This is a genomic window from Clostridium sp. N3C, from assembly GCF_900095445.1.
GTDB lineage: Bacteria > Bacillota > Clostridia > Clostridiales > Clostridiaceae > Clostridium_AU.
Map to the genome: position 1 here is coordinate 23,453 of NZ_FMJL01000001.1, position 14,554 is coordinate 38,006.

General features: G+C 31.1%; 13 protein-coding genes and 1 pseudogene. 9 read left to right on the top strand and 5 right to left on the bottom strand.

The annotated features are described in order from the left end of the window. Positions 1-122: 122 nt before the first annotated feature. Entirely contained in the window at positions 123-1,037 is a 915-nt protein-coding gene (locus tag N3C_RS15190) for a collagen-like protein (RefSeq protein ID WP_074364020.1), read from the bottom strand. Positions 1,038-1,516: 479 nt separating this feature from the next. Between N3C_RS15190 and N3C_RS00090 the strand changes: the two genes are divergently transcribed. Further along, entirely contained in the window at positions 1,517-2,854 is a 1,338-nt protein-coding gene (locus tag N3C_RS00090) for an MATE family efflux transporter (protein WP_074364021.1), read from the top strand. A 92-nt stretch (positions 2,855-2,946) separates the two neighbouring features. On the opposite strand, the gene N3C_RS00095 is transcribed toward N3C_RS00090, so the two are convergent. Genes N3C_RS00095 through N3C_RS00105 form a run of 3 tightly spaced genes read right to left on the bottom strand, consistent with a single transcriptional unit; the run spans position 2,947 to position 5,497 of the window. Further along, entirely contained in the window at positions 2,947-3,612 is a 666-nt protein-coding gene (locus N3C_RS00095) for a P-II family nitrogen regulator (protein WP_074364022.1), read from the bottom strand. Continuing rightward, on the bottom strand, positions 3,602-5,095 hold the full coding sequence (locus tag N3C_RS00100; RefSeq protein ID WP_074364023.1) for a DUF1538 domain-containing protein: 1,494 nt from the start codon (positions 5,093-5,095) through the stop codon (positions 3,602-3,604). The genes N3C_RS00095 and N3C_RS00100 overlap by 11 nt, the downstream gene beginning before the upstream one ends. Before the next feature lie 27 nt (positions 5,096-5,122). After that, entirely contained in the window at positions 5,123-5,497 is a 375-nt protein-coding gene (locus N3C_RS00105) for a hypothetical protein (RefSeq protein WP_074364024.1), read from the bottom strand. A gap of 866 nt (positions 5,498-6,363) precedes the next feature. On the opposite strand from N3C_RS00105, the gene N3C_RS00110 reads away from it, so the two are divergent. The 3 genes from N3C_RS00110 to N3C_RS00120 all read left to right on the top strand — a co-directional run bounded on the left by N3C_RS00110 (position 6,364) and on the right by N3C_RS00120 (position 8,883). Beyond that, positions 6,364-6,831: a flavodoxin domain-containing protein gene (locus N3C_RS00110; protein WP_074364025.1), complete on the top strand. Its 468-nt coding sequence runs from the start codon at positions 6,364-6,366 to the stop codon at positions 6,829-6,831. A 274-nt stretch (positions 6,832-7,105) separates the two neighbouring features. Beyond that, positions 7,106-7,426: a glutaredoxin gene (locus N3C_RS00115; RefSeq protein WP_074364026.1), complete on the top strand. Its 321-nt coding sequence runs from the start codon at positions 7,106-7,108 to the stop codon at positions 7,424-7,426. Between the two features lie 104 nt (positions 7,427-7,530). Continuing rightward, positions 7,531-8,883 carry an MATE family efflux transporter gene (locus tag N3C_RS00120; protein WP_074364027.1) on the top strand — a complete coding sequence of 451 codons (1,353 nt, stop codon included), beginning with the start codon at positions 7,531-7,533 and terminating at the stop codon, positions 8,881-8,883. A 92-nt stretch (positions 8,884-8,975) separates the two neighbouring features. Here N3C_RS00120 and N3C_RS00125 read toward each other — a convergent pair whose 3' ends face one another. Next, the gene (locus N3C_RS00125) at positions 8,976-9,539 is read right to left on the bottom strand and encodes a cupin domain-containing protein (protein WP_178377745.1); all 564 of its coding nucleotides are present in this window, start codon (positions 9,537-9,539) and stop codon (positions 8,976-8,978) included. A 245-nt stretch (positions 9,540-9,784) separates the two neighbouring features. Between N3C_RS00125 and N3C_RS00130 the strand changes: the two are divergent. The 5 genes and pseudogenes from N3C_RS00130 (at position 9,785) to N3C_RS00150 (ending at position 14,551) form a co-directional block, all read left to right on the top strand. Next, a pseudogene (locus N3C_RS00130) lies at positions 9,785-10,837 on the top strand (anion permease). 21 nt (positions 10,838-10,858) lie between these two features. Beyond that, entirely contained in the window at positions 10,859-11,482 is a 624-nt protein-coding gene (locus N3C_RS00135; protein WP_074364028.1) for a DUF47 domain-containing protein, read from the top strand. A 161-nt stretch (positions 11,483-11,643) separates the two neighbouring features. Next, positions 11,644-11,898: a hypothetical protein gene (locus tag N3C_RS00140; RefSeq protein WP_074364029.1), complete on the top strand. Its 255-nt coding sequence runs from the start codon at positions 11,644-11,646 to the stop codon at positions 11,896-11,898. Positions 11,899-12,183: 285 nt separating this feature from the next. After that, on the top strand, positions 12,184-13,221 hold the full coding sequence (locus N3C_RS00145) for a hypothetical protein (protein ID WP_074364030.1): 1,038 nt from the start codon (positions 12,184-12,186) through the stop codon (positions 13,219-13,221). A 235-nt stretch (positions 13,222-13,456) separates the two neighbouring features. Next, positions 13,457-14,551 (top strand): FAD:protein FMN transferase, encoded by a 1,095-nt coding sequence (locus tag N3C_RS00150; protein ID WP_074364031.1) that lies wholly within the window; start codon positions 13,457-13,459, stop codon positions 14,549-14,551. Positions 14,552-14,554: the final 3 nt, after the last annotated feature.

Below are 14,554 nucleotides of genomic sequence, written 5' to 3' on the forward strand. Positions count from 1 at the left end.
TTTATACTTATTTTGTCTTTAAAAGTGTAAAAAAATATAATTAAAAATTGTTATGATAATATTGAAATAAAAATATCTCGGTTCATAAAATTATTGTGAACCGAGATATTTTTATTAAGCTTTTAGAATTTGCACCAAGTACCTTTATTGGATTTGACATAAGAAATACTTTCAATCTTACAAGTAGATACGATAGTGTTTTTTCCTAGAACAACTATACCGAAATCTGCAGCGGTTACTATATTTGCTGGTAAGGCGGTTCCACCGGCTACGATGCTCACTGTTTTATTAGCATAGGCTGCAGAAATTAGTGAATTTCTTATAGCATATTCACATTTGTAAGCTTTACTATCTAATATCTCTGCGCAAGGTTTAAGAAAATTAAATCTGATAATTCCTCTTTTATCAAAGAAGGACTTTTCACAGTTATCAAGAAGAGTTATAGCAGCAATCTTGCAAATATTAATATTGGTAGTTACATTTCTACATGGGTCATCTAATTTTAAGATACAAGCTTCTCCATGTTCTGGATACAAATTAACCGGTGTTCCTATAGCGTAGCCACCGTGCTCATAATTAACTAACAGTTTTGAATTTGGAAACATTAATATTATCTGTTTTAGAACGTTAGAGATTTGTGCCATGCATATACAGTCAAAGGATTTTCCAGGGTCACCCTTTTCACCTTTAGGACCTCTAGGACCAGGATCACCTTTTTCGCCTTTAGGACCTCTAGGACCAGGACAGCCAGGGTCCCCTTTTTCACCTTTAGGACCTCTAGGACCAGGATCACCCTTTTCACCTTTAGGACCTCTAGGACCAGGATCGCCCTTTTCACCTTTAGGGCCTTGGGGACCTCTAGGACCAGGTAAGCCGCAAACAGTTACACAACGAGGGGTTAAGTCATGCTCTTTGTTGCAGTCATTATTTTCTAAATCGTAATCTAAGTTGTTACAATTATCACTATTATCTAAGTTATTGAAAGTATCTCTATTATCATCTTCATATAAATAATTATTATCCTTTTCTGAACTCATATTTTATCACCCTTGAAGTAATTTTTAATATAGTTGATTACTAAATTATATAGATTTTATATAACTAATAAAACAGACATTTAGTTAGATTTCTATTTAAAAGATGTCCGCTCATAACCTTACTTATTTTGGCTTTTGATTAAGGTATATTTTATTTTATTCAAAATTTGTTAAAATGGTTCCTAATAGAAAATTTTATGTTACATGATGTTATAAACTGTAAATAGATAATGAAAATGGACAATAGGATTAATAAGTTGAGTTTGTATTTTATTAAAAACATTCCCAGATAATTTGCAGGAAAATTATTAGTTGACATATAAGAAATCTTATAATAAGATTATCATAGTACAATTTTATATATATTTTAGAAACTTAAGCTTTGCCACCGGGTAAAGTTTTTAAGGTGTTCTGAAACATTCCGTTAGGTCTTAGAAGGGATGTTAGGGACACCTTTTTATTTTGAGAGGGGGATTTACATGGGAAAAGCTATTATTAAAGATTTTGCTAAGTACGTAAGTTTGAATATCTTAGGTATGTTGGGAATTTCTTGTTACATTCTTGCAGACACATTTTTTGTGTCAAAGGCATTGGGAGCAACAGGTATTACAGCCCTTAATTTCTCAATTTCTATTTACAGCTTTATACATGGCATAGGCTTGATGATAGGTATAGGTGGGGCCACAAGATACAGTATTTTAAGATCTCAAAATAAAGCTCTAAAAGCCAATGTAGTTTATACGACTTGTTTGAAAGTAGGACTATTTCTAGGAATATTGCTGGCCATAATTGGTATATTCTGTTCTGAAACTTTGGCTTTGCTACTAGGTGCAGATAGTTCAACTTTACCTATGACTAAAACCTATTTATCTACCATATTGTGTTTTTCTCTATTTTTTATTATGAATAATGTGCTTATTGCTTTTGTACGTAATGATAATAATCCTAATTTAGCAATGATAGCGATGCTTACAGGAAGTTTTTGTAATATTATTTTAGATTATATATTTATGTATCTACTAAAGATGGGGATGTTCGGTGCAGCTTTTGCTACATGTCTTGCTCCTATTATAAGCATAGGCATATTGACTGTTCATTATTTAAAAGGGAAAAATAATTTTAAATATACTAAAAATAAGCTTAGTTTATCTATCAGTTTTGATATTTTAAGATTAGGTTTGTCATCCTTTATTACTGAAATTTCCTCAGCAGTGGCTCTTATAACTTTCAATTTAGTTATATTAAGGCTAGAAGGTAACCTAGGAGTGGCTTCCTACGGAATTGTTGCTAATATTGCCCTTGTAGCTGTGTCAGTATTTACTGGCATAGCACAGGGGATACAACCTCTAATAAGTAAGGCTTATGGTTTGAAAGACTCCTTGGTGATAAAAAAGCTAATGAAGTATGCCATACTAACTTCCGTTATGATAGCAACTCTTATTTATTTAGTATTATTCTTTAATACAGATATCATAGTTGGAATTTTTAACAGTGAAAAGAATAGGGAAATAGCACAGATTGCAAAAAAAGGTCTGAGAATTTATTTTATAGGATTTTTCTTTGCAGGTATAAATATATGTATGTCTATGTATTTAAGTGCTACAGAGAAGGCTAGGGATTCCTTTATAGTATCAGTAGGTAGAGGATGCGTAATAATTGTTCCATTAGTACTTATATTAAGTGCTTTGTTAAAAATGACTGGTATATGGTTATCTTTTGTTTTGACGGAATTTATAGTAAATATAATATCAATAATTATGATAAATTTTCAAAGGGGAGTAAGTAATAAAGATAAAATTATTAGCAGGGCAAGTTAACTATATAGAGGACAAAATAAAAATTACTATAGTTTTTACCTATAGTAATTTTTATTTTATATGATATAATTGAAAATTTTTATATGAATAGCTTAATACAAACCATAAGCTCTATTTATATCTTGAATAAAGATAATTCCATTACCTGGCTCATCAATTTTAAGGTCATTTCTTATAGAATTAGCTATTGCTTCTGTTAAGTGCTCTTCACATATTATTAATGCAATTTCTTTTTCCGGTTCTATTTCCATAGAAAATATTTTGCTGGTTTCATGAATACCAGAACCTCTACCATGGATAATAGTGCCGCCTCTAGAACCTGCCTTAGATGCGGACTCAATTACTGCTTCTGCCTTACCTCTATCAACTATTACCGTAATAAGATTATACATAGGATTTTCAGCACCTCTACTTTCTATATTCTTTTTAGGCGTAAAACTTTTAGTTCCTAAGATACTTGTTATAGGAGTACTAAAAGCTATACCATGATGGGGCTTGCAAAACTTGAATTTATGATTTAATTCTTCTAGTACAGTATAGGCTGTAGTAGATTCTGCACCCATTAGAACAATCTCTTTTCGGCTTTCAGCTAAATCTAAGAATTCTAGGAAAGTGTTTTTTATAGTACCTTTACCTAAAAGAATAGTAGCGCCATTTATTCCTAATTCTTTGGAGTGCTTTACTATTTTACTTCCTAATCCATAATTTACAATTACACAGAGCAATTCAAGTCCATTGACTTCAGGATTATTTTCCATTTTCTTGAATACCCTCCTTTTTAGACTTCATTTTAAAGATAAACCCTAATATTTGTAAGGTGATTATTGGAGTGAGGGCTACCATTGAAATCATTCCGAAGCCATCCTTTAAAACGCTTGCTCCTTCAATAGCTTCAGCAGCTCCCTGAGTGAAAGCTAATATAAAGGTTGCAGTCATAGGTCCTGTAGCAACTCCTCCTGCATCAAATGCAATCCCTACAAAAAGTTTTGGTACAAAATAACTCATAGCAATTGATATTATATATCCTGGTAATAAATAATGCCATAACTGAATTCTGGGTACTATTATTCTTATCATGGATAGAGCAATTGCAAAACCAACACCAATACAGAGGGGAATTAGTACTGCCCTTCGTTTAACATACCCACCTGTTACATCTTCTATTTGATGAGTTAATACATAAACTGCAGGTTCAGCCAACATTGTTACAAAACCAAGAATAAAGCCTGTTATTATAATATACCATTTATTGTCTAAGGTTGCAATGTTATAGCCTACTAAACTTCCCACTTCCATAAATCCAGCATTAACACCAATTAAGAATATTACTAATCCTATAAAGGTATATATAAATCCTTTTAATATCTTAATAAAGGATTTTCTACTTAACTTAAAGGATATAAATTGCCCAAGGATGTAAATTATTACTAAAGGTAAAAGGGCAATAAAACTCTCTTTGAATACTGGGGGGATTTCTCGAATAAATGGAGCTATAATTGAATTTGATTGAGATAGATTAAAATCCAGGCTACCGGAAAAATCACTGGTGCCTGAAAATATATTCAATAGCATAACGGATATAATTGCGCCTGCAGATGCTATTGCAACTAAACCGAAACTATCTTTTTCTGAGGACTTACTATCTTTCTTTAGGTTAGAAATACCTAGAGAAAGAGCGAGAATAAAGGGGACTGCTAACACACCTGTGGTAGCACCTGAAGCGTCAAAGGCTATTGCCTGAAACTCTGCTGATGTAAAGAGAGCTAAAATAAAAATTAGTAAATATAAAACTGTCAAGGTTTTATATAACGGTATATTATATATTACTCTGATAAAACCGAAGGCTATCAATATAGCTAAGCCTATAGAAACTACTATTAGGATACTGCTGCTTGATATCTGTCCTAAAGTTACGGTAGCCACCTGATTAGCAAGCACTAATAAACCTGGTTCAGCAATTGAGATAAAGAAACCGAGAATCAATCCAGAAATAACTACTATCCACAATTTGTTGGATTTGGTTATACTTGATCCTAGAATGGCACCTAGAGGAGTTACAGCTAAATCCACTCCAATTAGGAAAAAAGTCAAACCCAAAACAACTAATACCGCACCGATTATAAATCTAATGATAAGAGGTGGTGCTAAAGGAGATATGGTAAAGTGTAATAATAATACGATTATAGTAATCGGAATAACCGATGTTAAAACCTCTTTTAATTTTTCTGTAAATATGTTCATTTCAATTACGTCCTTTCTATAACTAATTTAATTTAGATATAATGTAAGTAAGTCCTTGTATTTATTACCCTCAAAATAGTTGGTAAGCAATCTTATTATTCTTTTTCTTAGGTCTATTAGTAATACTATTAATATGAATAGTGGTTCTAGACTTATTTGGAATTTTATAAGATCACGTAATTTTGAATTTGCATTTGGAAATATACTTAATTCAAAATCAAAGTTTTGCTTTGACAATAATATAGGTATAGAAGTATTTTTTTCTTTTAAAGATATGATATTAGACATTTTATTTTTTGTTGTAGATTGAGAATTATTGTCAATAGGTAAATGAATTGTCTTAAAAAGTATAAATATAATCAATAAAATGGGAACTAATTTTTTGCTAATTATAGCATTCATAAACACACCTCCCTCAAATTTCTTTATTTTTGACCAAAAAATCAAATGAGGGGCTATTTATCTAAATTGAAATAAGTTATATATGAGTTTCTTTGAAAATCGTAAGTATTCTTAGCTTTATGATATCGTAGAAGCTAGTCTATGTCAAGAATAAATAACCGCTAATAGCTTGATTTAACTAGCGTTATTATTATTTATAAAAGTTTTTATTATTAATATTATCATATAAATTAGAAAAGCAGGAGCTTTTTACAATTAGGTGGTATGCAAGTGAAAGTAGACTAGGTAAATTTTGTATACTAAGTGATAAGGAAAAAGAAGTATATAGGCAATTAAAAAAGAATGGATAATCATTTCTAATCAATTGGAAGTTTTATTGAAAGATGAAGGAGATATTGAAATTAATTGATCGTTATTTATGCGTTGTAAAGAAATAATTTGCCTGGGGAAATTTATGAATATGATAATTATATTTCTGTGCTTAAAAAGGTCATTGGTATATGTGCCTTTATCTATAGACTTTCTGATTTAGATACTAGAATTTTCTATGGATTTGTATGAAGTAAATAATATAGCAAATACTATTTATAACACTGCTATATGTATTTTAATTGTAGTAATGTTATGTGATAATCTTTTGATAAATGAAGGAATCATTAATTATAGCTCCTATAAGTGTGTTCGATTAAATGTTGATGAATAGAGCTAAAGAGAATTTTCGCTTTAACTCTATTTTAATTATTAATAGCATATAATAAAAAAGTCTAAATGATATATAATAAAAGAGTTGTGTTTAAATTATTTAAAGTGAAAAATTTTGTGGTAACTGTAATATTATAAAGTAAATTTGTATGAGGTACTTGTTTATGAAAAGCTTAATTATATATTGCTCTGTTTATAAGAATAATACTGAAAAAATTGCAAAGTTATTTGCAGAGAAAACGGGATCAGACTTATTAAATATACATGATATTAATAATGTTGATATAGAAAAATACAACTTAATTGGATTTGGATCTGGTGTCTACAAGGAGAATCTGTCACCAAAGATATTCAACTTGGTTAAAAAACTAAATTTAAGAGATAAAAATACCTTTGTATTCTCCACTAGCGGATTAGGAATGAAGTTTTACAATAATAAACTAATTAAACTGCTTAAATCGAAGGGGGCTATAAATAAAGGGAGCTTTGCATGCAAAGGTAGTTTCAAAGCTAGTGAATTTTCTAATAATAAAATTTTTCATATTATCGGAAAACTGTCTCAAGGACATCCAAATAATAGAGATTATAAGAGAGCAGAAGAATTCATTGAGAAGGTATGTAGAAATATTTAATCAGAATTAATAGGTATTAACTTACAGGATTTAGAAAGTATCATTATAAGAAATATAAAGTTTATAAATCAAAGTCAATATACTATAAGATAGTATGACAGCAATGGAACTAGTTATCCAACAATCTTAGAAAATAGTAGCATTGATTTCAATGATATAGCTAGTGGGGGCATAGAGTACCTACAAGATTAAAATACTATTTGCCCAAGTCTATATTTTATGGTTTAATTAGAGAAAAACGATAAGATAAATTATTAGGAAGGAGCAGATTATTATGAAAATTATTATGTATGGTGCAGATATTTGTCCAGATTGTGTTGAGGCTAAAGAACAATTAAATAATTATGATGATATTCAGTTAGAATATAGAAATATCACAGAAAGAATATCTACCTTAAAAGAATTTTTACATTATAGAGATACGGAATCAATCTTTACTTCTGTTAAAGAGAAGGGGAAAGTTGGAATTCCTTTCTTTATTTTAGAAGATGGAAGCAAAACTTTTGATATATTTGAACATATTAATATAAAAAAATCAGAAGAATCAAAGTCTCCAGTAAATGCTTGTTCAATTGACGGCACCGGTTGTTGTTAATATAGGATGCTAAGATCTATTGAAAGATTTACATAATAACTAAAGCTAAAAATGATTTACCTTATACTTAGTATAAGGTATTTCTTTATGGAAAGGATCGTAAAATGGAAGCAAATTTAAAACTAAAAAAGGACTATATTTTTTCTAATAAAGCTTTGATAAGATTAATATTCCCGCTAATAATTGAGCAATTTCTTGCAGTTGCTGTAGGTATGGCAGACTCCGTTATGGTTGCTAAGGTTGGAGAAAGTGCAGTATCAGCAGTTTCTCTTGTGGATTCAATTAATATTTTAATTATTAATATCTTTGCAGCACTGGCTACCGGTGGAGCAGTAGTTGCAGGTCAATATATTGGGCAAAAGCGTAACGATAAGGCATCTAAGGCAGGAGAGCAATTATTGATTTTTGTAACCTTAATTTCAATAATCATTATGGCTCTATTGTATTTAGGTAAAGATTTTATATTAAATGTGGTATTTGGCAAAATTGAAGAAGATGTAGCAGCATATGCTACCACATATATGTTAATAGTTTTTGCAAGTATTCCATTTATTGCTCTGTATAATAGTGGAGCAGCATTATTTAGAGCTATGGGCAATTCTAAAATTACTATGATAACTTCAATAATAATGAATGCCATTAATGTTATAGGAAATGCTGTGCTAATATTCGGTTTTAAAATGGGAGTGGAAGGGGTTGCTTTTCCTACTCTAATTTCAAGGGCGATAGCCGCTATAATTATTGTAGCTTTACTTAGAAATGAGGATCTAGTTATACACATTAGTAAGCACTTTCGTTATAAATTTAATAAGAGAATGGTAATTAAGATCCTCCATATAGGTATACCTAACGGAGTTGAAAATAGTATGTTTCAGCTTGGTAAAATTATCTTGTTAAGTGTTGTAGCGACTTTTGGTACTGCATCTATAACAGCTAATGCGGTGGGAAATACTGTTACATCCTTTCAAGTTCTGCCTGCTTCATCAATAGGACTAGCTTTGGTAACGGTAGTAAGTCAGTGTGTAGGTGCAGGAGATTATGAACAAGTAAGGTATTATAATAAAAAACTTTTAAAATACGCATATATAGCTTCTATTATTATAAATATAATTATTATTTTGCTGCTTCCTTTTATATTAAAAATATATAATTTATCTCCACAAACTACTGCAATGGCTAAGCAAGTTATAATATTTCATGGCATAAATGTCTGCTTAATATGGCCACTATCTTTTACACTGCCTAATACCTTGAGGGCGTCAAATGATGTGAGTTACACTATGGTAGTTGGTATAGTATCTATGTGGATCTTTAGATTAGGCTTTGGTTTTCTTTTTGCTAAGTATATGAATATGGGGATGTTTGGTGTTTGGGTTGCGATGATTATAGATTGGATATTTAGATCTGCTTTCTTTATAGTAAGGTATAGAGGAAGTAAGTGGATGGCTAAAGCTTAGAAATGATATATAAAAAAAGACTATAATATTAAATGAAGGGGCTTGTTCTTTTAAAATAGAACAAGCCTCATATAATTTAAACTATTGCAATATTAACGGTGATTTTCTTCTGCAGCATCTGCTATAGCTTTAGTAGCATGAACAGTACCTTTTGGATGTTGAGGTGGAGCATAAATTGAATATAATTTTAAAGGTGTATTGCCTGTATTAATTACATTATGCCATTTACCTGCAGGTATTATTATGGCATAGTTATCATAGACTCTTCTTTGGAAATCTAAATTATCTTTATTGTCACCCATCTTAACAATACCTTGTCCTTTTTCTATACGTATAAATTGATCAGTGTTTGGATGGACTTCCAAACCAATTTCTCCACCTACTTCTATACTCATCAAAGTAAGTTGTAAATGCTTTCCTGTCCATATAGCAGTTCTAAAGTTAGGATTTTCTTTAGTAACCTCTTCAATATTAAGAACATAGGGTTCTGGACCATAGTCATTCAGTTGATAGTTTGGAGTATAGGGGGAATATCTGTATGGATAGCCGTAGTAAGGACATTGATATAAATTACTAGTATTATTCATAATGTTACAGTTAGGTACTTTGGTATTAATGCAATGAGCATAAGGAAATCCATTGTAATAATTATACATAAATATCACTCCTTTTATATTCTTACAAGAGTATCATATGAACTATTGCTGAAAATGTGATTTATTTTTATCGGTGACAAAATAGATTGCTATATATAAAGGTATAGAAAAATAAAACAGAAAACGTATTGGAATAGAGTGAGAAAAACTATATAGCTCTTTATGTCATTAAAAAAATATAGTGATAATATTATAATTGTGGAAACATACTAGCAAATAAGAAGAAATAAGCCGGAGGCAATGTAATGAGTATTTCATTAAGCGAATTTTTAAGGCAGATCACATCAAATCCTATTTTGCTTATTACAGTGTTACTTACTTTAGGTGTTATATTAGTTAATGGATGGACAGATGCACCTAATGCTATTGCTACCTGCGTTTCAACTAGAGCAATAAGCCCTAAAAATGCCATTCTTATGGCAGCGGTTTTTAACTTTTTGGGAGTACTGATTATGACTGTTATAAATGCAACTGTTGCACATACAATTTACAATATGGTAGACTTTGGTTGAAATCATAAGAATTCGATAGTAGCCCTTTGTGCAGCTATGTTTGCTATAGTCATGTGGGCCTTAGCAGCATGGGCCTTTGGTATTCCTACCAGTGAGAGTCATGCCTTAATTGCTGGACTTTCTGGGGCTGCTATAGCACTTCAAGGTGCTTTTTCCGGCATAAACGGTAATGAGTGGATTAAGGTTATATACGGATTATTTATGTCAACTATTCTAGGATTTTTCGTTGGTTTTGTTGTAGTTAAGATAATAGAGAGAATTTTTAAAAATACAGATAGAAGAAAATCAAGGCCTTTTTTTGAAAAAGCTCAGATCGTTGGTGGAGTAGCCATGGCTTTTATGCATGGTGCCCAAGATGGGCAGAAATTTATGGGGTTTTTTTTGCTGGGAGTGTTTCTAGCTAATGGACAAAGTAATGTAACTAACTTTACAATACCAATATGGTTGATGTTGCTTTGTTCAGCAGTAATGGCCTTTGGGACTTCCATAGGCGGATATCGCATTATTAAAACTGTAGGAATGGGCATGGTAAAATTAAATGCCTATCAAGGTTTTTCAGCAGATCTAGCTGGGGCTATTAGTCTATTAGTGGCATCTGTATTTGGACTACCTGTTAGCACCACCCATACCAAAACAACAGCAATTATGGGGGTAGGAGCAGCAAAAAGGCTGTCTTCTGTTAATTGGAGTATAGTTAAGGAGATGATGACAGCTTGGATTTTAACCTTTCCGGGATGTGGTATTGTAGGATATTTGACCTCATATCTATTTATGAGAATTTTTTAGTGTAGGAGAGGAACAAGGTATATGAAAAATAGTAAAAATTATAATTATTTTAAAGCCTTTATAGATTTATGTAGCTATTTAGCAAAGGCTGCTGATATTTTGATGAACACATTAAAGAATTTTAATAGTAGCAAAATCGAAGAACATATAAGAGAAATGCATAATATTGAACATTCTGCTGATATTGCAAATCATGAACTGATAAACAGATTAGCAAAGGAATTTTTGCCACCTATTGAAAGAGAAGATATAATCAGTCTTTCAAAAAAGATAGATGATGTAACTGATGCTATTGAAGATATTTTAATTGCGATTAATATGTATAATATACAGGTTATTCGTCTAGAGGTTCTTAAATTTATTGATTTAATCATGAAATGCTGCAAATCTATCTATACTGTATTAGTAGAATTTGAAAACTTTAAAAAGTCTAAAAATCTCCATAATGAAATTAGAGCCATATATGAATTAGAGGAAGAAGCAGATGCTCTGTATGTAAATGGAGTAAAGGAGCTTTATCAAAGCTGTAAGGATCCAATAGAATTAATGGTTTGGACAGAAATATATAATAGATTAGAAAAGTGTTGTGATAAATGTGAGCATGTAGCAGATGATATAGTAAATATAGTAATGAAAAATTCATAAAACACATTATAAATCGGTGGAGCTAAAAAACTTTACCGATTTTTTGTTGATTTTTATAATAATTAGCTATTATAAAGCATAAAATTAATTGGAACTATTGGTCAAGAAAAGTTTTATCTAAATGTGAAGTAGATATTCAAAGATTTAGGAGGGAAGATAATATGCAGGATACTTACTTATTAGATAAGATATCAAATTCAATTAAGGAAATTTGTAATAGTAAAAACATTAAGCGTATTCGAGAATTTACAATAGTGGTAAATCACAATAGTGATGTAAATGAAGAAAATTTGAGAAAGCATTTGACTCGATATAATAAGGAGCATATAGGTGAAGAAATAAAGATAAAAATACAAAGAGAAGATATAGAAGAAGAAACAGCAATAATTCATAGTATTCAAGGAGAAAATGCTTAATACTATTGGAATAATTTTCACATAGAAAGTGAGGAGGTTTGAGTGAGATAAAACTTAAGCCTTCTCATTTTTTATTATAACATAAACAGTGTAGGTTAGTGCATATAATTAAAACTGGATTTAAAGGCAAAAATATTAAATTTCAGCAAAAATAAGGTGGTAATAAAGAGAAAAATGTAGAAAAATATAAAAATATTAAAAAATATATTGTTTAAATCTTAACAATGTGTTAATATTTATTTGGGAATGAAAAAAACATTTTTATATCAAAATGGAGGGTGAAACATGAAAAAAGTATTATCAATTATTTTAGCACCAGTGTTAAGTATGGCTTTATTAACTGGATGCGGTTCAAGTTCTGAGAACAAAAATACAAATAACACAAGCAATTCAGAAACTAAAACTACTACTGAAACTAAAACTGCTGAAGGAAGTATCGCTAAAATAGGTTTAGGACATATTACTTCAATAGCAAAATCAAAGGATTTAACAGATGGCGTTGCAACTGGACAAGTTGATACAGTTATGGCTGCTGTAGGCTTTGATAAGGATAATAAAGTTGTGAAGATTACAATTGATACTGCACAGACTGCAGTTAAATTTGATCAAGATATGAAACTTACATCAGATGTAAATGCTGAATATAAGACTAAGCTTGAGCTTGGTGATAATTACGGTTTAAAGGCTAAATCTGGTATAGGCAAGGAATGGTATGAACAAATAGCTGCCCTTGAAGATTGGATGAAGGGTAAAACTGTAGAAGAAATTAAAGCTGTAAATACTGCTGAAGATGCAGATTTAAAGACTTCTGTTACAGTAAGTGTTGATGACTATGTTAAAGCAGTTGAAGAAGCTTTTGCTAATGCTGTTGCCGTTGATGGTGCAGAGAAACTAGGATTAGGAAATGATATATCTATAGCTAAGTCAAAGAGCGCAGAAGGAGAAAATGGTGCTGTAGCTCAAGTTGATACAGTTATGATGGTTACTGCTTTTGATAAAGATGGTAAAGTGGCAGGAGCTATATTAGATACAGCTCAAACTAAGGTTCAATTTGATAAAGACGGAAAAGTAACTACAGACAAAAATGGTGAATTCAAGACTAAGGTTGAACTTGGTGACAATTATGGAATGAAAAAGGCATCTTCTATCGGCAAGGAATGGTATGAACAAGCTGCTGCATTTACAAGCTGGATGAAGGGTAAGAAGGTAGATGAAATAAAAGCTGTAAATGCTGCTGAAGATGCAGATTTAAAGGCTTCTGTTACAGTTAGTGTTGACACATACCTAAAGACTTTAGAAGAAGCAAGCAATAAAGCAAAATAATATGGGTTTGGTAATTTAGTATCTTTGATTAAAATTGATATATCCCAAATTAAGATAGAAGGCTGTTGCAAAAAGTAGTAGGGCAACAGCCTTTTTGTAATGAATATTAAGAAAAAATAGTCTATTGAAGTTCCATTTAAATTAATCTTATTTTTAAACCTTGTTATAAATCATATATTTTGATAACATAATCAATACTAATTTCTATAAATCAAAGTTCCCAGGAGGTAACGAAATGTTTTGTAAAAAAATAACGTCTATGTTTCTGTCAATGATTTTAATTACGGGTGCATTAACTGGCTGCCAAGAACAAGAGAAATATGAAAAGTATACAGATTCTTTTTTTGATACCTTTGATACAGTGGTAACAGTTATGGGTTACACTAAAAGCAAAGAAGAATTTGATGGCTATGTGGAAAAGATAGAAGCTGAATTTATAAGGCTTAATAAATTGTTTGATATTTATAAAAATTATGAAGGTATGAACAATGTAAAAACCATAAATGACAATGCAGGTATTAAGCCAGTAAAGGTAGATAAGGAAATAATTGATCTTATTCAACTTTCAAAGAAATGGTATGAGTCTACAGGGGGAAAGACTAATATTGCTATGGGCGCTGTTCTGAAAATATGGCATGATTACAGAACAGAGGGAAAGGATAATCTTGAAAGTGCTAAACTTCCTCCTATGGAAGATTTGCAGGAAGCTGCAAAGCATACTGATATAAACAAGGTAATTGTAGATGAAGAAAACAGCACCGTTTACCTTGAAGATGAAAAAATGAGCTTAGATGTAGGCTCTGTGGCTAAGGGCTATGCAACAGAGTTAGTTGCAAATATGATTGTTGAAGAGGGATTTACCTCCGGTATTATTAATGCTGGTGGAAATGTTAGAACCTTTGGAAAGCCTTTAGATGGGCAGCGTGAATACTGGGGAATTGCAGTTCAAGATCCAGATAAACAAATAGTATCCAATGAAAGTACTTCCCTTGACACCTTATTTGTAAATGATAAATCCGTTGTAACTAGTGGTGACTATCAAAGATATTATGTGGTAGATGGTAAGGTTTATCATCATCTCATAGATCCAACTACGCTAATGCCAGGCGATTATTTTAGGGCTGTAGTTGTAGTTACAGAAGATTCAGGTCTAGGAGACTTTTTATCTACAACAGTATTTTTAACACCCTATGAAGAAGGAAGAAAATTAGTGGAAAGTCTTGATGGGGTAGAGGCCTTATGGATTAAGAAAGATGGCACAATAGAGGCTACTGAAGGTATGGAGCAAATTATGAAAAGCAAAGGAGCCACTTCTAGTAAAATCAATTAATAC

Bases quoted from the DNA above. Each gene is read 5' to 3' on its own strand.
- N3C_RS15190 (WP_074364020.1), bottom strand. From the start codon at position 1,037: ATGAGTTCAGAAAAGGATAATAATTATTTATATGAAGATGATAATAGA.
- N3C_RS00090 (WP_074364021.1), top strand. From the start codon at position 1,517: ATGGGAAAAGCTATTATTAAAGATTTTGCTAAGTACGTAAGTTTGAAT.
- N3C_RS00095 (WP_074364022.1), bottom strand. From the start codon at position 3,612: ATGGAAAATAATCCTGAAGTCAATGGACTTGAATTGCTCTGTGTAATT.
- N3C_RS00100 (WP_074364023.1), bottom strand. From the start codon at position 5,095: ATGAACATATTTACAGAAAAATTAAAAGAGGTTTTAACATCGGTTATT.
- N3C_RS00105 (WP_074364024.1), bottom strand. From the start codon at position 5,497: ATGAATGCTATAATTAGCAAAAAATTAGTTCCCATTTTATTGATTATA.
- N3C_RS00110 (WP_074364025.1), top strand. From the start codon at position 6,364: ATGAAAAGCTTAATTATATATTGCTCTGTTTATAAGAATAATACTGAA.
- N3C_RS00115 (WP_074364026.1), top strand. From the start codon at position 7,106: ATGAAAATTATTATGTATGGTGCAGATATTTGTCCAGATTGTGTTGAG.
- N3C_RS00120 (WP_074364027.1), top strand. From the start codon at position 7,531: ATGGAAGCAAATTTAAAACTAAAAAAGGACTATATTTTTTCTAATAAA.
- N3C_RS00125 (WP_178377745.1), bottom strand. From the start codon at position 9,539: ATGTATAATTATTACAATGGATTTCCTTATGCTCATTGCATTAATACC.
- N3C_RS00135 (WP_074364028.1), top strand. From the start codon at position 10,859: ATGAAAAATAGTAAAAATTATAATTATTTTAAAGCCTTTATAGATTTA.
- N3C_RS00140 (WP_074364029.1), top strand. From the start codon at position 11,644: ATGCAGGATACTTACTTATTAGATAAGATATCAAATTCAATTAAGGAA.
- N3C_RS00145 (WP_074364030.1), top strand. From the start codon at position 12,184: ATGAAAAAAGTATTATCAATTATTTTAGCACCAGTGTTAAGTATGGCT.
- N3C_RS00150 (WP_074364031.1), top strand. From the start codon at position 13,457: ATGTTTTGTAAAAAAATAACGTCTATGTTTCTGTCAATGATTTTAATT.